Here is a 25,348-nt window from a genome sequence, read left to right on the forward strand (position 1 = left end):
TTCCTTAGAAGAGTAGCGAACATGACTCAAGTCAAATTGACCACCAACCATGGCGACATCGTCCTGGAACTGAACGCCGAGAAAGCCCCGATCACCGTGGCCAACTTCATCGAGTACGTTAAGGCCGGCCATTACGAAAACACCGTATTCCACCGCGTCATCGGCAACTTCATGATCCAGGGCGGCGGTTTCGAGCCGGGCATGAAAGAAAAGAAAGACAAGCGCCCAAGCATCCAGAACGAAGCGGACAACGGTCTTTCCAACGACAAGTACACCGTGGCCATGGCCCGCACCATGGAGCCGCATTCGGCCTCCGCGCAGTTCTTCATCAACGTGGCTGACAACAGCTTCCTGAACCACAGCGGCAAGAACGTCCAGGGCTGGGGCTACGCGGTATTCGCCAAAGTCATCGCCGGCACCGACGTGGTCGACAAGATCAAAGGCGTGAGCACCACGTCCAAGGCCGGCCACCAGGACGTGCCAGCAGACGACGTGATCATCGAGAAAGCCGAGATCATTGAGTGATACTGCTGATTTCAGACTTACATCTGGAAGAGGAGCGCCCGGACATCACCCGGGCGTTTCTGGATCTGCTCGCCACGCGCGCCCGCTCGGCGAGTGCGTTGTACATCCTGGGCGACTTTTTCGAGGTGTGGATTGGCGATGACGCCATGACTCCCTTCCAGCGCTCCATCTGCCAAGCCCTGCGCGAACTCAGCGACAGCGGCACGGCCATTTTCCTGATGCACGGCAATCGCGACTTCCTGTTGGGCAAGGCGTTCTGCAAGGCGGCGGGCTGCACCCTGCTCAAGGACCCGAGTGTCGTCGAGTTCTACGGCGAACCGGTGTTATTGATGCACGGCGACAGCCTGTGCACCCGTGACGTTGGCTACATGAAGCTGCGTCGCTACCTGCGCAACCCCGTCACCCTGTTCATCCTGCGTCACCTGCCCTTGGGCACGCGGCGCACGCTGGCGCGCAAGCTGCGTAATGAAAGTCGTACGCAGACCCGCATGAAGGCCAACGACATTGTCGACGTGACCCCCGTGGATGTCCCGCGGATCATGCAGCACTACGGGGTCAAGACCCTGGTCCATGGCCACACCCACCGCCCCGCCATCCACAAGCTGCAGATCGGCGACCAGGCCGCCCGGCGCATCGTGCTGGGGGATTGGGACAAGCAAGGCTGGGCGCTGCAGGTGGACGAGCAAGGATTTGCGCTGGCGCCGTTCGCCTTCGTGCCGCCACCGCAATTGGCGTTGTCTGCCCCTTAACAGCCAAACACCCACCCCCTTGTGGTAGCAACTGTCTTAGCCATGAATCTGGGTTGAGCCCGTAGGAGCGAGGCTTGCCCGCGAACCGGCCAGCCCATTCAACATCGATGTCGCCAGACTTACCGCCTTCGCGGGCAAGCCTCGCTCCTACAAGGAATTGAGCTGCCCCCGGATGTGTGTTCGCCGTGGACCAGGGTGGGAGCGGGCTTGCCCGCGAAGGCGTCATATCAGTCGACATTTCAGTCAACCGACAGACCCTTTTTCGCGAGCAGGCTCGCTCCCACAGTGGGCATCACCGGCTTTCTCGATCAATGCCCGGCAGACGCCGCCGGCCCTGCCTTCGCGGTGAACGGTGGCTTGGCCAGCCAGACGATCAAGATCAAGCCCATGAACATCCAGCCCATCAGGGTGAAGTAGTCCACCGTGGACATGATGTACGCCTGACTGATCACTGTCTGGTCCAGTTGCGTATAGGCCTTCACCCCGGCCCCGCCCAACTGGTTCAGCGCCTCGCGGGTCGCCGGGTCGAACGGGGTCAGGCTTTCATTCAAGTACGCGTGATGCTGGTCGGCGCGGCGGATCCAGATCCAGGTGGTCAGCGACGCGGCGAAGCTGCCACCCAATGTGCGCAGGAACGTGGCCAGGCCCGAACCGTCGGCGATCTGGTGCGGCGGCAGGTCCGACAGCAGGATCGTCAGGGTCGGCATGAAGAACAGCGCCACACCGATACCCATGAACAGTTGCACCAGGGCGATGCGCTGGAAGTCCACCTCATTGGTGAACCCGGCGCGCATGAAGCAACTCATGCCGATGGCCAGGAACGCCAGCCCCGCCAGCACCCGCATGTCGAACCGCGGCGCGTATTTGCCGACAAACGGCGACAGCAACACCGGCAGGATCCCCAGCGGCGCCACGGCAAAGCCGGCCCAGGTCGCGGTGTAGCCCAGGCGCGTCTGCAGCCATTGCGGCAGGATCAGGTTGATCCCAAAGAAGCCGGCGTAGCCCAGCACCAACACGATGGTGCCGTAGCGAAAGTTACGGTGGGCGAACAGGCGCAAGTTGACCACCGGGTGCTCATCGGTCATTTCCCAGATGATGAAGAACGCCAAGGCAACCACCGAGATAACGGAGCCGATAATGATGAAGTTGGATTCGAACCAGTCGGCATCGTTACCCTTGTCGAGGACAATCTGCAAGGCGCCGACGCCGATGATCAAGGCAATCAGGCCGATGTAGTCCATCGGCTGGCGAAGGGTGACCACCGGGCGCTTTTTCAGCTGCTGGGTCACGACCCACGCCGCGAACAAGCCAATCGGCACGTTGATGAAAAAAATCCACGGCCAGCTGTAACTGTCGGTGATCCAGCCGCCGAGAATCGGCCCGGCAATCGGCGCGACCACCGTGACCATCGCCAGCAACGCCAGGGCCATGCCTCGCCTGGCCGGGGGATAGACCGCAATCAGCAAGGTCTGGGTCATCGGGTACAACGGCCCCGCCACCAGTCCCTGCAGGACGCGGAAGCCCACCAGCTCGGGCATCGACCTGGCAATTCCGCACAGGAACGAGGCCACCACGAACAACAACGTGGCCCAGACAAACAGCTTCACCTCGCCGAAGCGTCGGCTCAGCCAGCCGGTCAGCGGCAAAGCAATCGCGTTGCTCACCGCAAATGAGGTAATGACCCAAGTGCCCTGCTCGGAACTGACCCCCAGGTTGCCGGAAATGGTCGGCAAGGCCACGTTGGCGATGGTGGTGTCGAGCACCTGCATGAAGGTCGCCAGCGACAGGCCAATGGTGCTGAGCAGCAGGCTGGGCGGCGTAAAAGACGCGTTTTGGCTCATCGCGAATCCTTTGGAGCTTGGCGGATGCCGCGCCGATCAGGCGGCGCGGCGAACGGATTGGCGAATCAGCGCTGTGCGGTTTTGCTCAGGGCCGAACTGTTGTCGTGGATCAGGCGGACAATCATCGCGTCGGCATCGACCAACTGTTGATCGTAAATGTTGGTGCTGAACGAGGCCTTTTGCGGCGGCTGCTGCGCCAGCACCGGGCCACTCTGGTCGCGCAGGTCGACGTTGACCACGGTCGACAGGCCTACGCGCAAAGGGTGTTCGGCCAGCTCCGCGGGGTTGATGTGAATGCGCACCGGCACCCGCTGCACGATCTTGATCCAGTTGCCCGTGGCGTTCTGCGCGGGCAGCAAGGCAAATGCGCTGCCGGTACCGGCACCCAGGCTGTCGATGGTGCCGCTGTACTTCACGCCGCTGCCGTAGAGATCGGCCTCGATGTCCACCGGCTGGCCGATGCGCATCTCACGCAGTTGGGTTTCCTTGAAGTTGGCGTCGATCCACAACTGATCCAGGGGGATGACCGCCATCAAGGCGGTGCCCGGCTGGACCCGCTGCCCCAGTTGCACGGTGCGCTTGGCGACATAGCCCGTGACCGGCGCGATCAGGGTGCTGCGGGCCTTGTTCAGGTACGCCTGGCGCAACTGGGCGGCGGCGGCCTGCACGTCCGGGTGGGACGACACCACGGTGTCGTCCACCAGCGCGCTGCTGGTCTTGAATTGCTGTTCGGCGTTGGCCAGGGCGTTTTGCGCCGAGGTCAGGTCATCCCGGGCATGGGACAACTCTTCCTGGGAAATCGCCCCGCCCGCCGCCAGGTTCTTGCGGCGATTGACGTTGTCCTGGGCCTTTTGCACCGCGACTTTCTGCGCGTTGACCTGGGCTTTCATGCCATCGACATTGCTGTACAAGCCGCGGACCTGGCGCACGGTGCGCGCCAGGTTGGCCTGGGCACTTTGCAGGCCGACCTCGGCGTCGCTGGGATCGAAGTTGATCAGCACCTGGCCTTCATGGACCAGGTCGCCATCATCGGCACCGATGCTAATCACAGTGCCGGTCACCAACGGTGTGATCGCCACCACGTTGCCGTTGACGTAGGCGTCGTCGGTGCTTTCGCTCCAACGGCCATACAGCGTGTGCCAGCCCCAGACGGCAACGCCACCCAGGATCACCAGCAGCGCCAGCACCAGCAGCATGAATTTACGCTTGCCGGGTTTGGCCGTTTCCCGGGGGGTTTCGGGGGTCGGTGTAGTGTGGACAGTAGCCATGACGAATACCTTGAATTAATGATTCAGCGTGGCAGGCGCTGGGGATGATTGGGCCGTGGCGATGGCGTCGGCGTGGAACCCGCCGCCCAATGCCTGCATCAGTTGAATCGACAGGTCGATCTGCTCGCCATTCAAGTTGGCCAACTGCCGTTGGGCGGCCAGCAACTGTTGCTCGATGCTGAGCACGTCCAGGTAGTTGCCGATGCCGGAGCCGTAGCGCTGGACCACCGTGTTGTAGGAGTCCTGGGCGATATCGGTCGCGCGTTGCTGGGCGCCAATCTGCCGCTCGATGTCACGCAACTGGGAGATGCTGTCACTGACATCCCCCAGCGCCTTGACCAGGCTTTTGTTGTATTGCGCCACTGCCAGGTCGTAGTCGGCGTCCTTGGCATCGAGGCTGGCGCGCAAGCGGCCACCGTCGAAGATCGGCAGGGAGAGGGTCGGCGCGATGTTCATGAAGAGGCTGGTCTTGCCGAACACCGCATTGCCCAGCAACGACTCGGCACCGGCGGCGGCACTCAGGTTCAGGTTGGGGTAGAAGGTGGTCTTGCCGGCGTCGATGCTTTTGCTCGCCGCCTCGACCCGCCAGCGCGCGGCCACCAGGTCAGGGCGCCGCCCCAGCAACTCGGCCGGCAGTACCGATGGCAACGCCACGGCGCTGGCCTGGAGCACGGTGGGACGAGCGATGTCATTGGCCCGGTCCGGACCTTTACCGAGCAACACCGCCAGGGCGATTTTCGCGCTCTGCAGCTTTTTATCGGCATCGATCAGGCTGGCTTGGGCGCTGGCCTCCAGGCTTTCGTTCTGCTGGTATTGATACTGGCTGTCGATGCCGGCGCTCAGGCGACGCTGGCTCAGGGCGCGCAATTGCTGGGTCCGCTTGAGGTCCTCGTTGGCCAGGTCGCGAATGATGTGGGCCTGCCCCAGGTTGCTGTAGGCGCGGGCGACATCGGCCGCGAGGGTCAATTGCGCGGCCTGGCGGTCGACTTCGGCGGCCCGGGCCTGGCCCAGCGCGGCCTCCCAGGTATCACGCTGGCCGCCCCACAGGTCGAAGGTGTAATTGAAGGTGGCGCCCAGGTGGCGCATGGTGTCGTAGCGGTCGCCCTGCAAGGTCGGGTCCTGATACTGGGCCAGTCGTTCACGACGGATACCGGCACTGGCATCGAGGGTCGGCATCCGCGCGGCATCGGCAGCACCCGCCGCCGCTGCGGCTTGGTGGGCACGGGCACTGGCGATCTGCATGTCTGGGCTGTCGCGCAGGGCCTCGCGGATCAGGCCGTCGAGTTGCGGGTCGCCAAGGCTTTGCCACCAGTCACTGCTCGGCCAGGCCGCGGGCGACAAGGTAACGCCGCCCAGCGATTGCCCCGCCTGGAGGGACGTGGCGTCCAGCCTCACGCCCTGGGTATCCAGGCCGCTGTAATTGGCGCAACCGGCCAGGCTCATGGCCAGCAGCACCAGACCCAGGCGGACACGCAAGGTTTTACTGCTCATTGGTCACCTACCCGCAACACGGTGATCGGATCACCGGCGGCCAGCAAAATCTTCTTCAGGATGTGTTCCAGGGTTTGCAGCTCTTGGGCGTCGAGCGCGCCGGCCAGTTGGTTCATCGCGTTGACACCAATCTCCGGCAGTTGGTCGGCGAGCACCTGGCCCTCAGGGGTCAGCACCAGCCGCACCAGGCGCCGATCCTCATCACAACGTTTGCGCGCCAGCAGGTCTTTGTGTTCGAGGCGGTCCAGCATGCGCGTCATCGAGCCGCTGTCCAGGGACAGGTGGCGGCACAACTCCGCCGGGGTATCGACGCCGTACTGGGCCAGGATGATCAGCACCTTGAACTGCGCGGCGGTAATGCCGTGGGGCTCCATGTGCGTGTCGATGATCCGGTCCTTGAGCAAGGCCGCGCGACCCAGCAACAGGCCGAGATGACAGTTTCGAAAGTTGTCCGGGGAGAAATGCTTCATCGGGTCACCATTGACTGCCTAGGCAGAGACTATGTGACAAGATGTTACTGCCTAGGCAGCTAATGTCAAATGAATAGTTAGCAAGCTTTGTAATTTATCGGGATGCCTTCGCGAGCAGGCTCGCTCCCACAGGGCTCTCGTTGAACCTGTGGGAGCGAGCCTGCTCGCGATTAGGGCTGACGCGGCATCAAAGAGCTACACGCCCTAAAAGTCCCGCTTATAGAAAATATCCAGCGAACTGGCCACGCCACTGGCCGCCTCCACATACACCTTCTTGCTCAGCTTGTAGCGCAGGGCGATGGTGTTGGCCGGCTCGAACACGCCGACGCCGTAGCGCAGGCTGAGTTTCTCGGAGATGTTGCCGCTGGCCACCACGCTGGTGGTGGTGCCGGTGCCTTCGGTGTCAAGTTGGAAGTCCTTGATACCCAGCTCCCTGGCCAGGCTGCCGGTCAGGTCGGAGCTACCCATCAAGCCCAGGCCCAGCGCGGCTTCGGCCAACACGTTGTTGTCTTCGCCGTTGCCCCCCAGCGGACGGCCGAGCACCAGGTAGGACAGCGCCTGTTCCTGGCCCATGGCCGGTTCCGAGAAGATTTGCGTGGTGGGCTGCTCGGCGCTGCCGCTCAAGCGAATGCCGGCGACGATATCGTCGGTCTGGCGCACTGCTTCGATGTCCAGGTACGGCTGATCGAGGGGGCCGGCGAACAGCAGGCGCGCCCGGCGCACCGTCAGGCGCTGGCCGTAGGCGCGATAACGGCCGTCGTTGAGCCAGAGTTCGCCACGGGTGTCCAGGTTGTCGCCGATGTGTACGTGGCCCTTGAGGTTTGCGGTCAGGCCAAAGCCGGCGAAGCTGAGTGTGTCGTCGCCCACCACCACGTCGATGTCCATCGCCACGGCCATGGGCGGCTTGCCTGCTTCGGTCTGGCTGCCGACGATCACCGTGTCACCGGACACCTTGACCGTGGACGGCGGCAGTTCACGCACCACGATCTCGCCCTTGGGCACCAGCACCTTGCCGGCAATCGCCAGCTTGTCGTGGTTGATGGAGATCTTCAGGTCCGGCGCCACTTCCAACTTGGCATACGGCTCGACGGTGACCGGTAGCTGCGTGCCTTTAAGGCTCAAGTCCAGCATCAGCGCCTGTCCCCAGGCGGCCTGCCCGATCAAGCTGCCCTGCCCGCTCTTGCCACTGTTCCATGTGCCATTGAGCTGCACGCTTTCACCGGCGATCTGCGCTTGCAACTGCAACGCTTGCAGGCTGATCGGCAGCTGCGGCCCAGACACTTCACCGTCGCTGAGCAGCAGATTGCCGTTGACCTGCGGTGCCAGCAGCCCACCCGACAAGGTGCCGCTGCCATTCAAGCGACCGGTGATCTTCTCGACCATCGGCACAAACGGCCGCGCCACCGACAGGTCCAACCCGCTGAGGCGGAAAGTGCCGCTCAGGGGTTTGCTCTTGGGCAACGGGTTGATCTGCGCCTGGACCATCAGCTCACCGAGCTTGCCACCGGCGAAGTCCAGTTGGGTATCGATGCGCCGCGGCCCCAGGGTGCTGGTGAGTTTCAGCGCCTGATAAGGGAAGTCTAGCCACTGGCCGTTGTCCTTGACGCGCAACGTGCCGCCGCTGGCGTCCACCATGACCTGGCCTTTGGGGCCGCTGGCGGGCAGGTCCAGTTGCACATCGGCGTTGAGCATGCCCTGCCAGGCGAAATCCTTGGGCAACCACTGCGCCAGGCTGTCGAGGGGGAACTGCTTGAGGTGATAGCGCAGCTTCGGCTCGGGGACCAGGCGCTGGTCTTCGCCGCACAAGCTGGCCGACCCGGACCGCCAGCAATGGGCGCCGAACGTCAGCGTGCCATCGGCCAGGCGCTCGATCTTCGCCGGGCCTTGCAGCTTCCAGTCCTGGCCGCCGGCCTGGATATCGCCGCTGGCCAGGCGACCGCGCCAGTTGCTCTGGTCCAGATTGCCGTCCAGGTCCAGGGCCAGTTTCAATTTTGGCCCTTGCAGGTCCAGGGCCAGCTTCTGGCGCTTGATGTCGCCCTGGCCGCTGGCGGTCAGCGTGCCCAATGAGGTGTCGCCCACTTCGATGCCGCTGCCCTTGAGGTCGATCTTGGCGCGTTGCGCGCTGTCGAGGCTGGCGTCGAGGTTCAGGCTTTGCAGTTGATGGGTGTCGAACGCCAGTTTCACCCCTTGCAGGTCGAGCTTGCCTTGAGGCGCCTGGAGCGTGCCGGCCACGTCGACTCGACCCGTGAGCTGCCCACGCAATTGCGGCCACAGTTGGCCGAGCCGCGGGGCCTTGATCTCGATCTGCCCCAGCAGCTTTTCGTGCAGGCTGCCACTGCCGTCGATGCGGTTGTCGCCCAGGCGGATGTGCAGCGCGTTCAAGGTCCAGCGTTCGCCGGCCCCGTCGGCCTTGGCCTGCAGGACCGCCGGCTGACCGCGCAGCTTGCCCTTGAGGTCCAGGTCGGCGCTGAGGCTCAGGCGTTCATTCTTCATTTCACCCTGGCTGCGCAACGGTCCGGCGAGCGTGCCCGGCAACTGCGCGAGCCAGTACGCCGGGTTCAGCGCCGACACATCCAGCGCGGCGTCCCAGGCGATGCCGTCGGCGAACTGCAGATTCACATGGCCTTCGGCCTTGCCCTGCCCGGCCGCCAGCTTGAACTCGGGCAGGAAGATTTTCGTCAGGTCACCACTGAACGGGCTGCTCAGGCTGAACGCCCCGGCCGGACCGTCGAGCGCGGCCTTGACGTTGCCCAGGTAGTTGCCGTCGCGGTAAGACACTTCGCCATTGAGGCTGCGCAAGGCCACCTCGGGTTCGGCGATCAGCGGGTACAGGCGGTGCCAGGGGAAATCCAGCCAATCGATCTTCGCTTCGGCACTCAGGCCCTCGGACCAATCCACCTGCCCGCTCACCTTCAGGCTTTGCTGGTCGCTGGCCGTGAGGTCGAGCCCGGCGATCTGCGCGCCCTTGGCGTCGACCTTGCCTTGCAGCAGCAAGGCGACCGGGCCTCCTTCGGCCGGCAGCGTGGCCTTGCCCTGCAATTGATAGCCGTTCTTCAGGTCACCCTTGCCCGTGAGCTCAAGTTGATTGAGCTGCAGGGTGTCGGGTAGATCGGCGCTGGCCTTGAAGCCATCGGCGGTGATGCGCACGGTCGCCGGCAGGTCCTGCGCCAGCGGTTGCAGCGCCCCCTTGAGTTGGCCTTGCAGGTAGCCGCTGCTGTCAGCGCTCAGGTTCAGGGTCTTGAGCAACTCTCCGTCGACCTTCAATGCCAATGCCCACGGGGCCTTGCCCGGCGCCGGCAGCGTCAGGTTGCCGGTGGCGTCCAGCGGCCAGTTGCCGGAAGGTTGCAGCAACCCGGACAGGTCCAGGCCCAGGTCATCGCGCTGCAGGTGCAGACGGTCGATCTGCAGGCCGTTGACGGTCCAATGCGCGACCAGTTGCAGGTCCTTGAACTGTTCGCTGCCGTCGAGCAACAGGCGGCCGATCTGTACCTCGCCCAGTTCGATGGCCACCGGCAGCTTCAGCTCGGGCAAGGTGATGGGGCCAGTGCTGGCGGAATCGGGACTCGGGGCGAACTGCAAGATCACCTGCTCGGCCTTGAGCTGCTCGATGCACACCGTCATGCGCGCCAGGCACAACGGCGACCAGGCGAACACCGGCTGATTGATCTCGACTCGATCAGCACCCTGCTGCCAGCGCAACCGATCGGCGCTCCATTGGCCACCGAGGCGGCCCTGGAAATTGTCCACGGTCAACCCCGGCACCTGATTCAAGGCCCAGCGGCTGCCCGCCTGCGTCCCCAGCAAGCCGCCAATGCCCAGCACCAGCACCGCCAGCAGCGACACCAGTACCAGCAGCGTTATCTTCACACCACGCTTCACAGTTCAGGCCCCATGGAAAAGTGCAAACGAAGACCGCCGGGATCATCCAGGGCATGGGCCAGGTCGATACGGATCGGCCCGACCGGCGAGACCCAGCGCACGCCGACGCCGACGCCGGTCTTGAGGCTCGGGAAGTCCAGGGTATTGAATGAATTGCCCTGATCGACAAAGGTTGCCAGGCGCCATTTCTCGGCGATGGAGTATTGATACTCCAGGGTGCCGGAGACCATGTAGCGCCCGCCGATGCGGTCGCCGTCGGAGTTTTTCGGGGACAGGCTCTGGTAGTCGTAGCCGCGCACGCTCTGGTCACCACCGGCGAAGAAGCGCAACGAGGGCGGAATCGACTTGTAGCCGTTGGTGGCCGAACCGCCGACCTGCGCCCGGGCCAGGAAGCGATGGTTGTCGAACACGGTGGTCAAGCCCTTAACCAGCGCCGTGCCATAAAACAGGTTGTTGTCCGACCCCAGCCCTTCTTTGGCCACCTTGGCGTCGAACTGCAGGCGATAGCCGTTGTGTGGGTCGATGCGGTTGTCGCTGCGAAGGTACGAATAGTTGACGCCCGGCATCAACAGGTTGCTCAGCCCCGAGTCATCGCCCAGGCGGTACTCCTCGCGCTGCCACTTCAAGGAGATCACCCGTTGCCAGCCGCTGGGCAACTTGCTGTGCCATTCCGGGCCCAGGGTCAGCAACTTGCTCAAGCTGTCGGTGTTGGCCAGTTCTTCATATTGATAGCCGCCGGCAAAGCGCAATTTGTCGGTGAGCGGCGGGTCCAGCGGGATGTCGTAGAACAGCCCGACGTTCTGCCGGGGCTGCGAGACTTCAGCCTCCCAGCCATAACTGTGGCCCTCGGCATTGACCCAGTGCCGGGTCCAGTTGGCCTTGACCCGGGGCCCGACGTCAGTCGAATACCCAAGGCCCAGGCCCATGGTGCGCGGCTTGCGGGTGTCGAGGGTGACGGCCACCGGGGTCACGTCATTGGCCGCCGTGGTCGGCGCCGCGTCCACGCGCACCGAGTCAAAGTAGCCGCTGGATTGCAGCGCCTGGTTGAGCTCGGCGATCAGTTCGGAATCGTAGGGCGCACCGCTCTTGAACGGCACCATGCGTTGCAGCAGGTCCTCGTCGAAGGGCGAATCGCCGCTGAAGTTGACCTTGCCCAGCGCAAATCGTGGGCCACTGTCATAGATCAGCTCGATGTCGGCGACACCGGCGCGCGGGTCGACGAGCAGCTTCTGGCTGATAAAGCGGCCGTTGAAAAAGCCGAAGCGCAAGGCCTGGTTCTGGATCAGGCGCTTGGCGTCTTCATAACGACCATGATTGAGCACCGCCCCGGACTTAAGCAGGTCGCTCTTGGGCACACGAAAGGATTTAAGCGCAGCGGCCGGGCCATCGACCCGGATCGTCACGTTGCGCAGGCGCACCGGTTCGCCGGGGTCGATGTTCAACACCAGGTGCGGCGGCTTGCCGTCTTTGACTGCGCTTTCTATACGGGGCTGGTAATAACCCAAGGCCTGGGCAGCCTTGGTTGCCTGCTCGACGGCACTGCGTCGATAGCGCAACAGCGCTTCTTCATCACGATCACCGAGACCACCGATATAGCCTTCAATATTGGCCTTCAGTTCATCGTTGGACGGCTTGATCCGGACGTCCAGTTCACTTTGCGCCAGGGCCGCCATGCTGCTCAACAGCACGAGCAAACCACTGGTGATTCTTCCAGGAAAATTCATGGCGCGGATGCTAACACGAGCGTGGGAGCGTGACAGGGCCCACATTCTGAACAAAAGTTCGCGTCTACGCCGTGGCGTTCTGCACCACCTGGGGATTGGCGTGAAAAAACACGTGTTCCCGGACAGGTCCTACAGCAACCTCGCCAATTTCCTCATAGCCTTGTCGCTTATAAAACGCCAGATAGCGAGGGTTCCCGGTATCCAGTACCACCCCTTGCGAATGCTCATCCACCGCGCACCAGTTATGCACGGCCGTCAGCAACTGCTCGCCAAAGTGCTGGCCCTGGAACTGCGGATGAATCCCCAGCAATGGCAGCACGTGCACCGAATCCGAAGGGATGCAGGCGGCGACGGCCGCATGGTAATCCAGGTAGCGCCGGGTGCAGCGAAACCCGGTGCTGAGCACCATGCGCAGACGCCAGGCCCAACTGTCGGTAATCCCCAGGCGGCGCTGGGGCGGGGCAATCAGCGCGATCCCGATCAGCCGGTCGTTGACCAGCAAGCCAATGGCCGGCAGGTCCTGGAGAAAGTGCTGCTTGACCAGCTCACGCACCGTGGCCCGCACGCGCTGCTCATACCCGGGGCGCTCGGCCTCGAACAAGAACTTGAACGTCGGCTCATGGCGGTAGGCCTGGTACAGCAGCGAGCGCGCTTCACGCGAGTAGCCGCTGTCGAGCCGATGGATCTCGGCAATGGCGCTGGACGTTTCAGGCATGACGGTTGACCTCCCCCTGGGCAAGGCTCAAAAGGCCCCGCTCTTGTCAGTACGAGCCCGCCACCGTAGCGATCGTTCCCGTGCCCAAAGACATTAGCAGCGCTCGGCAACTCGTGCCACGCGACGACCGGCCGGCGGACACAAGCCTACAGGCCTCTGGCCGCCGCCCTACATGTCAGCTAGCATCGCAGTTTTGCCAGGACTGCCGACCATGAAGATCGTCTCGTTCAACATCAACGGCCTGCGCGCCCGCCCCCATCAACTGGCGGCACTGATCGAGAAGCACCAGCCCGACGTCATCGGCCTGCAGGAAACCAAGGTCCACGACGACCAGTTCCCCCTCGCCGACGTTGAGGCCCTGGGCTACCACGTGCACTACCACGGGCAAAAAGGCCACTACGGTGTCGCCCTGCTGTCGCGCCAGGCGCCCTTGCAGATCCACAAAGGCTTTGCCAGCGATGAAGAAGACGCCCAGCGTCGCTTTATCTGGGGCACCTTCGCCGATGAACACGGCCAGCCTGTGACCATCATGAACGGCTATTTCCCACAGGGCGAAAGCCGCGATCACCCGACCAAGTTCCCGGCCAAGCAGCGCTTCTACAACGACCTGCACACCTTGCTCGACACCCAGTTCAGCAACGACCAGCCGCTGGTGGTGATGGGCGATGTGAACATCTCCCCCGAAGACTGCGACATCGGCATTGGCCCGGACAACATGAAGCGCTGGCTGAAAACCGGCAAATGCAGCTTCCTGCCCGAAGAGCGCGAATGGATGGCCCGCCTGAAAAACTGGGGCCTGGTGGACAGCTTCCGTCACCTCAATCCGGACGTGACGGATCGCTTCAGTTGGTTCGACTACCGCAGCCGCGGCTTCGAGGACGAGCCCAAGCGCGGCCTGCGCATCGACCTGATCATGGCCTCCCAAGGCTTGCTGCCACGGGTCAAGGCGGCCGGCGTGGACTACGAACTGCGCGGCATGGAAAAACCGTCGGACCATGCGCCGATCTGGCTTGAACTGAGCTGATCATCCGGCAAGTGACCCGTGGCGAGCGAGCTTGCTCGCCACGGGTCGCCACACCTACAGCAATTGGTCGATCAACACCGCGTTGGTGTAGATCAAGCTGCCATCGCTCGCCCGGTGCCCGACCAAATGGAACTGACCACGCTCCTCACTCAAATAGACGCGCATTTGGCAGTCGGATAAAGGGCCATAGCCCTCTGGCAACTGAAGACTCAGGGTCTGCAGGTCGACATCGACCATGGCCTCGGGCGCAAGGGTCTGCTGTAGCTGTTCTTCCGCTTGCTCCAGCCGTTGATGCAGGGCGCCATCGACGTAAAAATGAATCTCCCCTACCGGGGTGGACTTCTGATGGTCTTTGACTTTGCACCAGCCTTCGATCGTCAAGGTACTCATAGCCAAACCTCTGCGGTGGATTGTCGGGCGCTGTCGCCCTCGCCTCTTTTCAAGGGCCTCAATTGTCCGACCACTGCGGCTCCGCAGGGTTCGACCTTTCGCCCCTGCCCCCCGTCATATTTACGCAACCTCCCTGACTTATGCTCCCGCCACCTCCCCAGGCCTTCGAAGGTGCCGGCCCGATGCTCACGCGTGTCCTGTTATCGCTGCTGCTGTGCGGCGCCGTTGCCGCATCGGCCACTGAGCTACCCATTCCCGAACACGGCGCGGTATTGCGCATTCAAGGCTCCAACACCATCGGCGCCGACCTCGGGCCGGCACTGGCCAAGGGCTTGCTGGCAGAGCAAGGTGTGCTCAAGGTGCACAGCGAAAGCACCGGCAAGGACAACGAGCAGCGCATCGTCGGGCACACCGCCGAGGGTCGGCGCGTGGTCATTGAGATTGCCGCCCACGGCTCCAGCACCGGCTTCATCGCCTTGAACAGCGCCAGCGCCGACCTCGCCGCGTCTTCACGGCCAATCAAGGACAACGAACGGGTGGCGCTGGAGGCCCAGGGCGACCTGAAGAGCCCCGGTGCCGAGCAAGTGATCGCCATCGACGGCCTGGCCATCATCCTCCACCCGACAAACCCGCTGCCCCAATTGACCACCGAGCAACTGGCACGGATCTTCAGTGGCGAGGTCCAGACCTGGGAGGCACTAGGCGGGATTGGCGGGGCGATCCACCTCTATGCGCGGGATGACCAGTCGGGGACCTACGACACCTTCCTGGAACTGGTGCTGCGCGATCGCGGCAAGACCCTGGCCCATTCGGCCACGCGCTTCGAGTCCAGCGAGCAACTCTCCGACGCGGTCAGCCAAGACCCGCAGGGCATCGGTTTCATCGGCCTGCCCTACGTGCGCCAGGCCAAGGCCGTGGCGATTGTCGACGGCGGCTCGCAACCGATGTTGCCACTCAACAGCCTGATCGCCACCGAGGACTATCCGCTGTCGCGGCGCCTGTACTTCTATGTGCCACCCACCGGCCACAATCCCTGGGCCCAGGCCCTGGTGACGTTCGCCCAAGGCCGCAAGGGCCAGGCCATCGTCGCCGCCAACGGTTTTATCGCCCAGACCGTGCAGGCCATGCACGTCACCGCCAGTGCCGACATGCCATCGGACTACCTGGCGATCACCCAGGGTGCGCAACGGCTGAGCGTCAACTTTCGCTTCGCCGAAGGCAGCGCCAGCCTGGACAACAAAGCCCTACAGGACCTGCCACGGGTACTCGACTATTTGCGGCAACACGACAAACTCAACGCGCAGGTGATGCTGGTGGGTTTCGGCGACGCCAAGACCGACCCTCAGCGCGCCGCCCTGCTGTCCAAGCTGCGCGCCATGGCGGTGCGCCGTGAGCTGGTGAAAAGCGGCGTGGTGCTGCGTGACATCCGTGGGTTCGGCGCACACATGCCGGTGGCCGCCAACCGTGACGACGAAGGACGAATCAAGAATCGCCGGGTCGAGGTCTGGGTCTACTGAGGCCGACGTTACGGCGTGGCGTCGGGCTTGCGAATCAGATAGGTGTCCATGATCCAGCCGTTGGCCAGGCGCGCGGCTTTCCTGACCCGCTCGATCTCATCGGCCACGTCCTTGAGTTTGCCGGCGATGAGGATTTCATCGGCGGTGCCCAGGTAGGCGCCCCAGTAGATCTGTTGCTCTTGATCGGCCACGTGCTGGTAGGCATCTTGCGCATCCAACATCACCACCAGGCTGTCGGCATCGCTCACCTGCCCTGCCGCCAGCCGCCGGCCGGTGGTGATTTCGATGGAGCGGCCAATCTGGTTCAGCGGCACTTTATGCTGCGCGGCCAAGGCCTGGACACTGGTGATGCCGGGGATCACATCGAACTCGAAAGTGCAGCGGCCCGACGCCAGAATCGCCTGCAGGATGCGGATCGTGCTGTCGTACAACGCCGGATCGCCCCACACCAGGAATGCTGCGCATTCGTCGTCGGCCATTTCCTCGTTGATCATGCGTTCGAAGGTCTGCTGCTTGTCGCGGTTCAAATCGACCACGCTGGCGTTGTAGTCCACATCGCCACGCACACGCTCCGGGCAATGAGCTTCGACGAAGCGGTAGGCCGGATCGGTGATGTAGCGCTCACAGATCTCGCGCCGCAGGTCGATCAACGAGTCCTTGCTCTGGCCCTTGTCCATCAGGAAGAACACATCGGCCCGGTTCAAGGCCTTGACCGCCTGCATCGTGACGTAGTCCGGGTTACCGGCACCGATGCCGATAATCAGTAGTTGCTTCATGGTCTTGCTTCCTCGACTGACGCGGGCGTGTGCATCAAGCGCAGACGCCAGCGCCCATTAAAACGCAGTTCGGTGGTGGACAACGGCTCGACATCGATGTGATGCACTGCCTGGAGCGGGCATTGCATCACATGCAGCAACGCGGCGCGAATCACAAACGGGTGGGTAATGGCTAGGACATGGCCAGGCGTGCGGCTCAGTTCATCGAGCCAGCCCGCGACACGCTGGTACACCTGGGCCACTGATTCACCGCCGTGGGGCGCGCAGTGCGGATCGTTGAGCCAGGCCTGCAACGCTTCGGGTTCGCGCTGGTGCACGTCATCGAGGCTCTGCCCGCGCCAACGTCCGAAATCACAGTCGGCCAAAGCCTGCACACACTGTAAGTCGTTGCCGAACAACTCGGCAGTCTGTCGGATGCGCGCTTCCGGACCGCCGAGCAACAGCGGCGCACGGCTGAAGGCGGTTGCGTGACGACCCCTGGCCGCCTGCCAATCCATTTCCAGCGGCTCATCCCGGGGAAAGCGCGCGAGCTTTTGCGCGACGGTCCTGGCGTGGCAGATCAGGGTCAAACGGGTTACCGGCACGGGGGAATTCTCTGAAAGCCTTGTCGGACGGGGCTTCCGACATTTTTTGGCGCATTATCGGCACTCGAAAAAACTCGCCGAACGGCTAGCATGATGCTGCGCCACCTGATGTTGATCAACTACTATGGGGCCCGTCACTGGGCTACCCCCTCAAACACCCTACCGGGACCCGTGCCTGATACATTCTGCGGTCGCCACGAGAGGTTGGCGACCGCCCTTGCAATGCGTGGAAATCGACAGTGATAGTCAAACCCGGGATTCAATCCCCGGGCCTACCGATACAGGAGTACATCCATGCTGGCTTTACGCCCAGTTGCGTTATCCGACCTGCCCCAATTGCAGCAGCTCGCCCGCGAGAGCCTGGTGGGTGTCACCTCGCTGCCTGACGACAGCGAACGCCTGCGGCAAAAGCTCCTCGGCTCCCTCGCTTCATTTGCCCGCGAGGTGCAGAACAATGAGGGCCCCGAGAACTACTTCTTCGTCCTTGAGGACCTGGCCAGCCAGCGCCTGGTGGGCTGTTCGGAAATCCTCGCCACCGCGGGTTTCAACGAACCCTTCTACAGCCTGCGCAACCTGCCATTCACCAGCGAGTCGCGCGAACTGCACATCCACCACGGCGTACCCGCCCTGTCCCTGTGCCAGGACCTCAGCGCCCACACTCTGCTGCGCGGCTTCCACATCGACGCCGCGCTGGAGCGCACGCCGACCTCGCAACTGCTGTCACGCGCACGCCTGATGTTCATCGCCGCGCACCCGCAACGCTTCAGCGACGCGGTGATCACCGAGATTGTCGGCTACAGCGATGAAGCCGGCGAGTCACCGTTCTGGAATGCCCTGGGCAAGCACTTCCTCGACTTGTCCTACGCCGAGGCCGAACGCCTGTGTGGCCTCAAGGACCGCACGTTCCTCGCCGAGTTGATGCCCCACTACCCGATCTACGTGCCCATGCTGCCCGCCAGCGCCCAGGCCTGCATCGGCCGCATCCACCCCGCGGGCCAGGAGGCGTTCGACATCCTTGAGCGCGAGGGTTTCGAAACCAACAGCTACATCGACCTGTTCGACGCCGGGCCAACCCTGTTTGCGCGCACCCCGAGCATCCGTTCGATTGCCCAGAGCCGTACCACCGTGGTGCGCGAAGGTGAACACCACGATGGCAACACCCCTTACCTGCTGAGCAATGACGCGCTGCAGCACTACCGGGCAATCGTCGTGAACCTGGACTGGAGCGCAGACGAGCCGGCCGTCCTCAACGCCGCCATGCTCTCGGCCTTGCAGGTCCGGGAAGGTGACGCGATCCGGCTGGTCGCCCTATGACACCGACGCCCTGCTGCCAAGGAACCCAACCATGATCGTGCGCCCGGTTCAACTGGCCGACCTGCCCGCACTGCTGATGCTCGCACGCCGTGCCGGCCCGGGGTTTACCACGCTGCCGGCCAATGAAGAGCGCCTGAGCCACCGCATCCGCTGGGCCGAGCGCACCTTCGCCGGGCAAGTCGAACGGGCCGACGCCGACTACCTGTTCGTACTGGAAGATGACGACCAGCAGGTAGTGGGCGTCAGCGCCCTGGCCGGCGCCGTGGGCCTGCGCGAGCCCTGGTACAACTACCGCGTGGGGCTGACCGTCAACACCTCGACGGACCTGGGTATTCAGCGCCAGATTCCGACCCTGTTCCTCAATAACGAAATGACCGGGCAATCGGAGGCCTGTTCGTTGTTCCTGCGCCCGGATCACCGCCACGGTCACAACGGCCGGCTGCTCTCCCTCGCACGCCTGCTGTTTGTCGCCGAGTTCACCCCGATGTTCGGTGAAAAGCTCATTGCCGAGCTGCGCGGCGAAGCCGATGAACAAGGCGGTTCACCCTTCTGGGACAGCCTGGGCCGGCACTTCTTCAAGATGGATTTCAGGCACGCCGACCACCTCGCGGGGCTCGGCAGCAAAGCCTTCATTGCCGAACTGATGCCCCGCCAGCCGCTGTACACCTGCCTGCTTACCGAACAGGCCCGAGCGGTGATTGGCAAGGCCCACAGCAATGCGGAGCCGGCACGCCGGATCCTCTGTGCCGAGGGCTTCTCCTATCGCGGCTACATCGACATCTTCGACGCCGGCCCGGTGATCGAAGCACCGGTGGCGAAGATCCGCACGGTACGTGACAGCCAGGTACTGTCGCTGGCCATCGGCACACCCGATGCCAACGCACCGATCTGGCTGCTCCACAACCGGCGCCTGGAAAACTGCCGCATCACCGCCGCCCCGGCCCGCCTGAACGGTAACAGCCTGGTGGTCGACCGCCAGACCGCCAAGCACCTGCAGCTGCAACCGGGCAATACCGTGCGCGCCGTGCCGCTGCTCAAGCAACGGCAGCAGGCCGTGGCGGCGTAGCAGGCCCGATCAGATCGCCCGCGCCGGATGCTGCTGGCGCGGGTCACCCAACATCGCGCGATGGGAGGGTGGCTGGCGGCCGTGGTCTTCCGTGATGCCGTAGCCGGGGGCGATTTCGGCGCTGATCACCGTCTGCCCCGACAGGTCCATCAACTGCGGGTCATTGAGCAACGCGTGCATCACCCGACCATTGAACTGCGGCGTCTCGGCATCGGCCAGGAACGCCCGGTACTGCTCGCCATGCTGCTCCCCGGCGATCCGCGTGCGCTCGGTCAATTGCGGGCCCAACCACAGCGACAGCGCCGCCACACCATGCCCTTCGAAATCGATGGCCATGTCCGCCGCCAGCTTGTCGACGCCGGCCTTCTGCGCCCCGTACGCCGGGCCGTGCATGTAGCAACCGGCGCCGAAGGACGAGGTGAAGCACACCAGACCCTGGCCACTGCGCAACAACAAGGGCGCCGCGAAGTAGCTGGCGCTGTAGGCCGAGCGCAGCCCCACGTCGAGGATATCCACCAACGCCAGGGGTTTGTCCCAGAACGGGCCCGGCTCGATCAACTGGTCATGGATCAGCGCCACGTTGTTCACCAACAGGTCCAGGTGCCCACTCTCCTGAGCCATCGGCACCCCGGTGGATGCGGTCAACGTGGGCCTCGACGTACTGCTCAAGGACCGCCGCCCTGACCTGGTGGTGTCCGGCACCAACTTCGGGGAAAACGTCGGCCCGCTGACCCAGATGTCCGGCACCCTCAACGCAGCGGTCCGCGCCATGTTCAAGGGCGTGCCGGCCGTCGCCGTATCGACTGCGATCGACATGGACCTGATCATGCGCGACCAGAAAGCCGGCTACCGCAAGACCCTCGACGCCATGGACGACACCCCAGCCTTCGCCACACGCGTCATCGCCCAGGCCAGCGCCGCCGGCACCCAGTGCAAGAAAGACCAGCAACCGTGCGAACTGAACGTACTCGGCCTGCCGGGCGTCAACAGCCTGAACCTCAACTACCCGCCGCGGCTGGCCAAAGTCGTCAAGGCCGTGACGTTCGCTCCGATCGGCAACTGGGACCAGGTCAACTTCACCTCCCAGCGCGGCAGCGACGGCATCGTGCGCGTCAACCTGGCCGCCCCAGCCACCGCGACCCCGGCCCAACAGAAGGCTGACGCCTGGCTGTTGTCCCAAGGCAACGCCGTCATCACCGTCCTCGACGGCAACCACACCGCCCCGCAAGCGATCCAGGACCTGGCGCAGAAAATGCTCAAGGGCATCAAGCCCTGAACATTAAGTGATCACTCGGTGGGAGAACGCGGTGGGTCAGTCGACCTTGATGGTGGACGTGCCGGCCCCTTCGCGAGCAAGCCCCACCCTGGTCCACGGCGAACACACATCCGGTGTCAGGCCCGGATTCCTTGTAGGAGCGAGGCTTGCCCGCGAAGGCGGTAAGTCTGGCGACATCGATGTTGAATGGGCTGGCCGGCTTGCCGGCGGCGCCGGCGGCCAGCCAACACTGATCGTGAATGTGACACCCCCATCACACGCCTCCCAAGCTACCCCTCAACGACCAAACCGGCTTAAAGTGCCCCCTCTCCATCAAAAGGAATTGACATGCACTTTTCACCAGAACAAGCCCAGTCCCTGCTCACCGTCAAAGGGGTCGGCCCCACCGTCATCCGTCGCCTCGAACAACTGGGCATCACCACCTTGGCGCAACTGAGCCAGGCCACCACCGGCGACATCGTCACCCAGGCCGCCGCCCTCGTCGGCTCCACCTGCTGGAAAAACAGCCCCCAGGCCCGCGCCGCCATCGACGCCGCAATCCACCACGCCCGGCAGGCCTGCGGACACATATGACAGACGACAAAAAGCCCGCATGAGCGGGCTTTTCGTATGGGGGCCAAATCCTTTTGTTCGACCAATTTGCACTCTCAAATGTGATCGTTTCGTGAAAAGCCGACCGTTGCCTCAAAAAAAGTCCAACCCCCTGAACGCCATCATTTGGCCCCGTCCAACACCGGCGCCGGCAATCGCCGACCCAGCACATCCAACAGGTCACAACCATCGCGCAACGGGATAGCGCACAACTGCGCGAAGTCACTGAGGATCACCGAATCACTGCTGATCTCCCCACGCATCGCCAGGTTCTCCAACACCTGAGCCACCGCCCGGATCCGATAACCGGCGGCTTCCAACAAAATATCCAGGGGCGCATGAGTGTCGATGAACAACGTCGGCATGTCACAGCAATTGCTGGTGAGGGCCATGTAGCGGTTGGAGGGATGCGAGGTGGGTGGGGTGTAGGGTGGATCGGGTTTATTGGTGTGCATGCTTGTGCTTCCTAACGTATGGATTGAAGCCGCCAGACATTACTTCCACGCAATAGGTGGCGGCTGTACGCAGGTGTGGAAGACCGGGACGTTAGGCACCCGGCGCACTCGAAAGCGCCCCGCGCACAGCCACCATAAAACTCAGGCGATAAAAAACGCCAAACGGGTGGCGCCTCACGCGCCTAACGATATAAGGGCTTCCACACCCTGTCACTGAATTTGCAGCGACAGCCCAAAGCCTATCGCCGAACCCCACCGCGCACCAGTTCACCAACACCGCCAAAACACGCGGGAAATCTCCGACAAACCCACCCCACCACTCAACAGGCCGAGCGTTAGCTCGCCTGCCGCTCTTGATCTGGCATTTGATCTTGATCTTGATCCACCCGCCCCATCGGCAGGCTGAGCGAAGGTGTCCCGCTGGGGACTGGCGCACGGCGCCGTTCGACGCAGTCGAACACATCGCAGGGAGGTGCAGCGAAGCCAACCGGAGGGCGATGCCCCCAGAGGGATACCGCAGCGAAGGAACCCCGAGCCCTAGCGAGGGGCCGAACGCTAGGGGCGAGACCTTTGCTTCGTTTGGGCTGGGCCGGCACTCCGGCGTTTGCCAAAGGGAGTCGACCGTCAGGGCGAAACCACCAGTAGCCGCACCCGCAGCAACGGATATGTACCCAAACCAACTGAAAAATAAATCCGTCCCCTTTTTCCGCCCTTTTTCGTCCCTTTTTCCTTCGTAGACCAAGGCCAGCCTTTTTTCATTTTTTTGCAGTCACATCAGCCAGTTAGCGGCTAAGTAAGTGCCATTCAAATCTGTCCCCTTTTCATGGTGAGGGTGAACTACGGAACGATAACTTTCACCTATTTCGATGTTTTGATGGTGGCAACTTATTAAAAGGTGGGTGGTTTTATCTTGCGCTATAAAGAAGATTTGTCTCCTTTAACTTATATATTTATCGGGAATAGAGTCAGATTTATAGTTTCTATCGCCACAAACCCTAGTGTCGCCGATTCAAGATTTGACACTTCAATCAAAATGATCGCCCCTCCAATGTCAATAACCGCAGTGTTGTTCGCCTCAATACTCACTAACTTAGCAACTATTTTCACACAATTGCCTATCCGCTCAAACAACGGAACAGTGTTTGATGTAGACGTTATTTTCACCCCCCACTCAAGCGTTTCATCAACGTCAAACTCGACATCATAGGACTCTCCGCACTGAGGAGGTGCTCCAACCCATAACGCTTCGGCAGTTCCGAGCGCACAGTTGAACCGAACACGGATTTCACCCTCACCAGTGAAAATGCTTTCAATACTCACCTTCATGGCTATTTCTTCGAAAGAGGAACACGAACTACAACATAGTCGACTTTCATCACATGATTTTTTAATTCACCCTAAAAAGGGGTGGATTTATTTTGCCGCGAAAATAAATCTGTCCTCTTTTTCACTTTTACATTTCACTCTCTATATCAAAAACAAAAAGCAAAGACCTAATGTCGTAAATTTCGCATACACCCTTCATTTCTAAAACACTAACTCAAATTAAATCAGCTGCTTTTTCATGAGCGCCTTCACTTTTAGCGACATCCAATCAAACTCTCCAAAAGAGTCTCCATGAACTTTCGGCCGTCCACCACCTTTTCAGAGAACAATAGATTGCGCCTATCAAAAACCGACTCAAAAGCCTCCCCCCTTTTTAAATAAAATCTAAGCGTATCAATAAGCCATTTCTTTTCATCCTCTGTACAACACTCATACTCAGGCTTCACAACCCTGTAAAAAACGCCCAGCAGTTCTTCTTTGTCATTAATATTTGAGGAGCATATAAATTCGACAACTGCGTCATCGTGCGGGTAGTCGATATCGAGTATAAATAAAAAACTCGTCAAAATTGATACGTCTGGCTTAAGCTTCATAAATCAGTATTCCGCGTATGCTGTAATGGGGTTACCGTTACGATCTAATATCACCACGGCCTTGGTTGATTCTACATACTCCAACCCCTTGCTTTTGTAGCCTTCTCCTACTAAAAAAGGGGACTACTAAAAAGGGGACAGATTTATTTTGCCGCGAAAATAAATCTGTGGCGCATTTTTCCACCTTTTTTTAAACTTAGCATGATAGCGATAAGGTCGAGTTCACCTCACTTTTTCAGCGACTCAATCCACTGTCGATAATACTGGCGTTGATCTTCAATGGTGCTCGCTAAATTTTCATCCTCATAATCAAATATCCTAACTAAATCCTCATCTTCAGTTGGTTCACCCCAGCGAAGTTCATACGCGACTATTCCACATGACATCTGCGAAGACATTGAAGATGTGTGAACATTGAGTTTTGCCCCCTTGCATAAAAACTTAATCGCCGGAAACCCAGCCCTGACTAGACCTAGGCACTGGTATATATCGTAGGACTTGTATGTCTTCTTGAAACCATTGGACATGGAGAACGTCAGCTCAGACTTCCTCCTATCAACCTCCATCGTCGCACTCTCTACACCGCCATCCTTGATTATGGAAATCTCTGTAACTATCACCGTCCGCCCCTATCTTTTATTTGGATTCAGCACTGAATAGCCAACATGACTACCGTCTGCATTAATGGGTGTAGCACCTAATATATCTTTAGGGCTTACACCGCCCGGAACTGCAACTTCAATCTCTCGTCTGTGCGGAGACAGCAGTCCCAGTTTTTTATTTACATAAATACCTGGAACTTTTCTCATCACATAAATATAACCAAGGTCAAGCCCATACCCTGTTGCAAACTTCACCGACTCACTTGGCATTTTAGTAGTGCTGACAAAAAAACTCGGAGGGTTCCTGTTGTCATGAGCATGTAAATATAGATCACGGCTCTCTCCAAGAGGCTCAAATCCACTGTCGAAAATCTCCCAAGGTTCTCGAGAGTCGCCCCTGTACAAATGTTTCTCATCTATCTTACGACTTGGGTATGTCGGATCTTCACTATCAACCCTAGCCTTCCCAGCCGGATCCTCAACCCCACCCTTCGGCCTACACCCATCCCCACCAGGACAAGTATTAAGCCCCAACGGATCCACCCACCCCGTCGGGTTCAGCGTATACCGGTAGGCATTCACCCCACCCGCCAGCTTGCTCGGGTCGGGGGTCAGGTAGCGGCCGGTGGCCGGATTGTAGTAGCGGTGGCGGTTGTAGTGCAGGCCGCTTTCGGGGTCGAAGTATTGGCCCTGGAAGCGCAGCGGTTGTTCGAGTGGTGGGCCGCCGAAGTGGTTGAGGCTGTTGAGTTTGCCGTAGGCGGTGTAGGTCGCCGACCAGACGATTTCGCCGCGGTGGTCGGTGAGTTCCTGGGGCGTGCCGAGGTGGTCGAGTTGGTAGTAGAACGGGCGAGCCTGGTCGGGGCCGAAGCCGTCGAGCATTGCCAGCGGGCGGAAGCTGCCGGGTTCGTAGACGTAGCTGCGGTGGTGTTCGCGGCTGTTTTCGGCGATGACTTGCTCGCCTTGCCAGAAGAATTCGCTGGTGAGGCCGGCGACGGTTTTGGCGATGCGGCGGCCGAAGGCGTCGTAGCGGTAGCTGGCGCTGCGGCCGTCCGGTTGGGTGACGCCGATCAGCCGGTGCTGGCAGTCGTAGCGGTACTCGGTGCTGAACTTTTGTACGATGCCCCAGCGTTCGCGGATCAGGTTGCCGAAGGCGTCGTAGTCGTAATGCCGGT

Annotated in this window: 22 protein-coding genes and 1 pseudogene; 8 read left to right on the forward strand and 15 right to left on the reverse strand. The window is 61.6% G+C overall.

From position 1 onward, the window contains the following. Positions 1-21: 21 nt before the first annotated feature. Both BMW74_RS05510 and lpxH read left to right on the forward strand, forming a co-directional pair. A complete protein-coding gene (locus BMW74_RS05510; protein WP_093414725.1) occupies positions 22-525 on the forward strand; it encodes a peptidylprolyl isomerase in 504 nt (167 codons plus the stop codon). Further along, positions 522-1,274: a UDP-2,3-diacylglucosamine diphosphatase gene (lpxH, locus tag BMW74_RS05515; protein ID WP_093414728.1), complete on the forward strand. Its 753-nt coding sequence runs from the start codon at positions 522-524 to the stop codon at positions 1,272-1,274. The genes BMW74_RS05510 and lpxH overlap by 4 nt, the downstream gene beginning before the upstream one ends. A gap of 308 nt (positions 1,275-1,582) precedes the next feature. Here the strand turns inward: lpxH and BMW74_RS05520 are convergent, their stop codons facing one another. The 7 genes from BMW74_RS05520 to BMW74_RS05550 all read right to left on the reverse strand — a co-directional run bounded on the left by BMW74_RS05520 (position 1,583) and on the right by BMW74_RS05550 (position 12,662). Next, positions 1,583-3,115, reverse strand: a complete 1,533-nt coding sequence (locus tag BMW74_RS05520) for a DHA2 family efflux MFS transporter permease subunit (RefSeq protein WP_093414734.1) — start codon at positions 3,113-3,115, stop codon at positions 1,583-1,585. 65 nt (positions 3,116-3,180) lie between these two features. Continuing rightward, on the reverse strand, positions 3,181-4,383 hold the full coding sequence (locus tag BMW74_RS05525) for an HlyD/EmrA/EmrK family protein (protein ID WP_093414735.1): 1,203 nt from the start codon (positions 4,381-4,383) through the stop codon (positions 3,181-3,183). 15 nt (positions 4,384-4,398) lie between these two features. Continuing rightward, entirely contained in the window at positions 4,399-5,874 is a 1,476-nt protein-coding gene (locus BMW74_RS05530; protein WP_093414738.1) for an efflux transporter outer membrane subunit, read from the reverse strand. After that, positions 5,871-6,344 carry a MarR family winged helix-turn-helix transcriptional regulator gene (locus BMW74_RS05535; RefSeq protein ID WP_093414741.1) on the reverse strand — a complete coding sequence of 158 codons (474 nt, stop codon included), beginning with the start codon at positions 6,342-6,344 and terminating at the stop codon, positions 5,871-5,873. Before BMW74_RS05535 ends, BMW74_RS05530 begins: the two co-directional genes overlap by 4 nt. 204 nt (positions 6,345-6,548) lie before the next feature. Then, positions 6,549-10,223: a translocation/assembly module TamB domain-containing protein gene (locus tag BMW74_RS05540; RefSeq protein WP_093414744.1), complete on the reverse strand. Its 3,675-nt coding sequence runs from the start codon at positions 10,221-10,223 to the stop codon at positions 6,549-6,551. Beyond that, positions 10,220-11,947, reverse strand: a complete 1,728-nt coding sequence (locus tag BMW74_RS05545; RefSeq protein ID WP_093414746.1) for an autotransporter assembly complex protein TamA — start codon at positions 11,945-11,947, stop codon at positions 10,220-10,222. Before BMW74_RS05545 ends, BMW74_RS05540 begins: the two co-directional genes overlap by 4 nt. A gap of 64 nt (positions 11,948-12,011) precedes the next feature. After that, positions 12,012-12,662, reverse strand: coding sequence for a GNAT family N-acetyltransferase (locus BMW74_RS05550; RefSeq protein WP_093414749.1), 651 nt, complete (start codon positions 12,660-12,662; stop codon positions 12,012-12,014). 211 nt (positions 12,663-12,873) lie between these two features. Between BMW74_RS05550 and xthA the strand changes: the two genes are divergently transcribed. Further along, on the forward strand, positions 12,874-13,686 hold the full coding sequence (gene xthA, locus BMW74_RS05555; protein ID WP_093414752.1) for an exodeoxyribonuclease III: 813 nt from the start codon (positions 12,874-12,876) through the stop codon (positions 13,684-13,686). Positions 13,687-13,740: 54 nt separating this feature from the next. Here the strand turns inward: xthA and BMW74_RS05560 are convergent, their stop codons facing one another. Next, positions 13,741-14,076 carry a hypothetical protein gene (locus BMW74_RS05560; protein WP_093414755.1) on the reverse strand — a complete coding sequence of 112 codons (336 nt, stop codon included), beginning with the start codon at positions 14,074-14,076 and terminating at the stop codon, positions 13,741-13,743. A 182-nt stretch (positions 14,077-14,258) separates the two neighbouring features. Between BMW74_RS05560 and BMW74_RS05565 the strand changes: the two genes are divergently transcribed. Further along, positions 14,259-15,593: a phosphate ABC transporter substrate-binding/OmpA family protein gene (locus BMW74_RS05565; RefSeq protein ID WP_093414758.1), complete on the forward strand. Its 1,335-nt coding sequence runs from the start codon at positions 14,259-14,261 to the stop codon at positions 15,591-15,593. An 8-nt stretch (positions 15,594-15,601) separates the two neighbouring features. Here the strand turns inward: BMW74_RS05565 and cobF are convergent, their stop codons facing one another. Further along, a complete protein-coding gene (cobF, locus tag BMW74_RS05570; RefSeq protein ID WP_093414761.1) occupies positions 15,602-16,369 on the reverse strand; it encodes a precorrin-6A synthase (deacetylating) in 768 nt (255 codons plus the stop codon). Then, a complete protein-coding gene (locus tag BMW74_RS05575; protein WP_093414765.1) occupies positions 16,366-16,953 on the reverse strand; it encodes a histidine phosphatase family protein in 588 nt (195 codons plus the stop codon). Before BMW74_RS05575 ends, cobF begins: the two co-directional genes overlap by 4 nt. A gap of 294 nt (positions 16,954-17,247) precedes the next feature. Here BMW74_RS05575 and BMW74_RS05580 point away from each other — a divergent pair, with 294 nt between their 5' ends. Next, positions 17,248-18,267 (forward strand): arginine N-succinyltransferase, encoded by a 1,020-nt coding sequence (locus BMW74_RS05580; RefSeq protein ID WP_093414770.1) that lies wholly within the window; start codon positions 17,248-17,250, stop codon positions 18,265-18,267. A gap of 31 nt (positions 18,268-18,298) precedes the next feature. Further along, positions 18,299-19,333: an arginine N-succinyltransferase gene (gene astA, locus BMW74_RS05585; protein WP_093414773.1), complete on the forward strand. Its 1,035-nt coding sequence runs from the start codon at positions 18,299-18,301 to the stop codon at positions 19,331-19,333. Positions 19,334-19,342: 9 nt separating this feature from the next. Here astA and BMW74_RS05590 read toward each other — a convergent pair. Beyond that, a pseudogene (locus tag BMW74_RS05590) lies at positions 19,343-19,948 on the reverse strand (SDR family NAD(P)-dependent oxidoreductase); the annotation flags it as partial. A gap of 31 nt (positions 19,949-19,979) precedes the next feature. Between BMW74_RS05590 and BMW74_RS05595 the strand changes: the two are divergent. Beyond that, on the forward strand, positions 19,980-20,609 hold the full coding sequence (locus BMW74_RS05595; protein WP_256562529.1) for a 5'/3'-nucleotidase SurE: 630 nt from the start codon (positions 19,980-19,982) through the stop codon (positions 20,607-20,609). Positions 20,610-20,936: 327 nt separating this feature from the next. Next, complete coding sequence (locus tag BMW74_RS05600; RefSeq protein WP_093414779.1) at positions 20,937-21,182, forward strand: Pathogenicity locus; 246 nt, start codon at positions 20,937-20,939, stop codon at positions 21,180-21,182. A gap of 140 nt (positions 21,183-21,322) precedes the next feature. Here the strand turns inward: BMW74_RS05600 and BMW74_RS05605 are convergent, their stop codons facing one another. From BMW74_RS05605 to BMW74_RS05625, 4 genes are all read right to left on the reverse strand, one after another. Next, positions 21,323-21,655 carry a hypothetical protein gene (locus BMW74_RS05605; protein WP_093414782.1) on the reverse strand — a complete coding sequence of 111 codons (333 nt, stop codon included), beginning with the start codon at positions 21,653-21,655 and terminating at the stop codon, positions 21,323-21,325. Positions 21,656-22,597: 942 nt separating this feature from the next. After that, positions 22,598-22,981, reverse strand: coding sequence for a hypothetical protein (locus BMW74_RS05610; protein WP_093414785.1), 384 nt, complete (start codon positions 22,979-22,981; stop codon positions 22,598-22,600). Between the two features lie 254 nt (positions 22,982-23,235). Beyond that, complete coding sequence (locus BMW74_RS05615) at positions 23,236-23,574, reverse strand: hypothetical protein (RefSeq protein WP_093414788.1); 339 nt, start codon at positions 23,572-23,574, stop codon at positions 23,236-23,238. 629 nt (positions 23,575-24,203) lie between these two features. Continuing rightward, on the reverse strand, positions 24,204-25,348 hold a 1,145-nt coding region (locus BMW74_RS05625; RefSeq protein ID WP_175479156.1), incomplete at its 5' end, for an RHS repeat-associated core domain-containing protein.

The organism is Pseudomonas sp. ok272 (assembly GCF_900109995.1).
Taxonomy (GTDB): Bacteria; Pseudomonadota; Gammaproteobacteria; order Pseudomonadales; family Pseudomonadaceae; genus Aquipseudomonas.

Coding starts and splice junctions, on each gene's coding strand:
- BMW74_RS05525 (WP_093414735.1), bottom strand. CDS start 4,383: ATGGCTACTGTCCACACTACACCGACCCCCGAAACCCCCCGGGAAACG.
- BMW74_RS05580 (WP_093414770.1), top strand. CDS start 17,248: ATGCTGGCTTTACGCCCAGTTGCGTTATCCGACCTGCCCCAATTGCAG.
- astA (WP_093414773.1), top strand. CDS start 18,299: ATGATCGTGCGCCCGGTTCAACTGGCCGACCTGCCCGCACTGCTGATG.
- BMW74_RS05600 (WP_093414779.1), top strand. CDS start 20,937: ATGCACTTTTCACCAGAACAAGCCCAGTCCCTGCTCACCGTCAAAGGG.
- BMW74_RS05535 (WP_093414741.1), bottom strand. CDS start 6,344: ATGAAGCATTTCTCCCCGGACAACTTTCGAAACTGTCATCTCGGCCTG.
- BMW74_RS05615 (WP_093414788.1), bottom strand. CDS start 23,574: ATGAAGCTTAAGCCAGACGTATCAATTTTGACGAGTTTTTTATTTATA.
- BMW74_RS05520 (WP_093414734.1), bottom strand. CDS start 3,115: ATGAGCCAAAACGCGTCTTTTACGCCGCCCAGCCTGCTGCTCAGCACC.
- BMW74_RS05530 (WP_093414738.1), bottom strand. CDS start 5,874: ATGAGCAGTAAAACCTTGCGTGTCCGCCTGGGTCTGGTGCTGCTGGCC.
- xthA (WP_093414752.1), top strand. CDS start 12,874: ATGAAGATCGTCTCGTTCAACATCAACGGCCTGCGCGCCCGCCCCCAT.
- BMW74_RS05565 (WP_093414758.1), top strand. CDS start 14,259: ATGCTCACGCGTGTCCTGTTATCGCTGCTGCTGTGCGGCGCCGTTGCC.
- BMW74_RS05610 (WP_093414785.1), bottom strand. CDS start 22,981: ATGAAGGTGAGTATTGAAAGCATTTTCACTGGTGAGGGTGAAATCCGT.
- BMW74_RS05510 (WP_093414725.1), top strand. CDS start 22: ATGACTCAAGTCAAATTGACCACCAACCATGGCGACATCGTCCTGGAA.
- BMW74_RS05560 (WP_093414755.1), bottom strand. CDS start 14,076: ATGAGTACCTTGACGATCGAAGGCTGGTGCAAAGTCAAAGACCATCAG.
- BMW74_RS05545 (WP_093414746.1), bottom strand. CDS start 11,947: ATGAATTTTCCTGGAAGAATCACCAGTGGTTTGCTCGTGCTGTTGAGC.
- BMW74_RS05550 (WP_093414749.1), bottom strand. CDS start 12,662: ATGCCTGAAACGTCCAGCGCCATTGCCGAGATCCATCGGCTCGACAGC.
- cobF (WP_093414761.1), bottom strand. CDS start 16,369: ATGAAGCAACTACTGATTATCGGCATCGGTGCCGGTAACCCGGACTAC.
- BMW74_RS05605 (WP_093414782.1), bottom strand. CDS start 21,655: ATGCACACCAATAAACCCGATCCACCCTACACCCCACCCACCTCGCAT.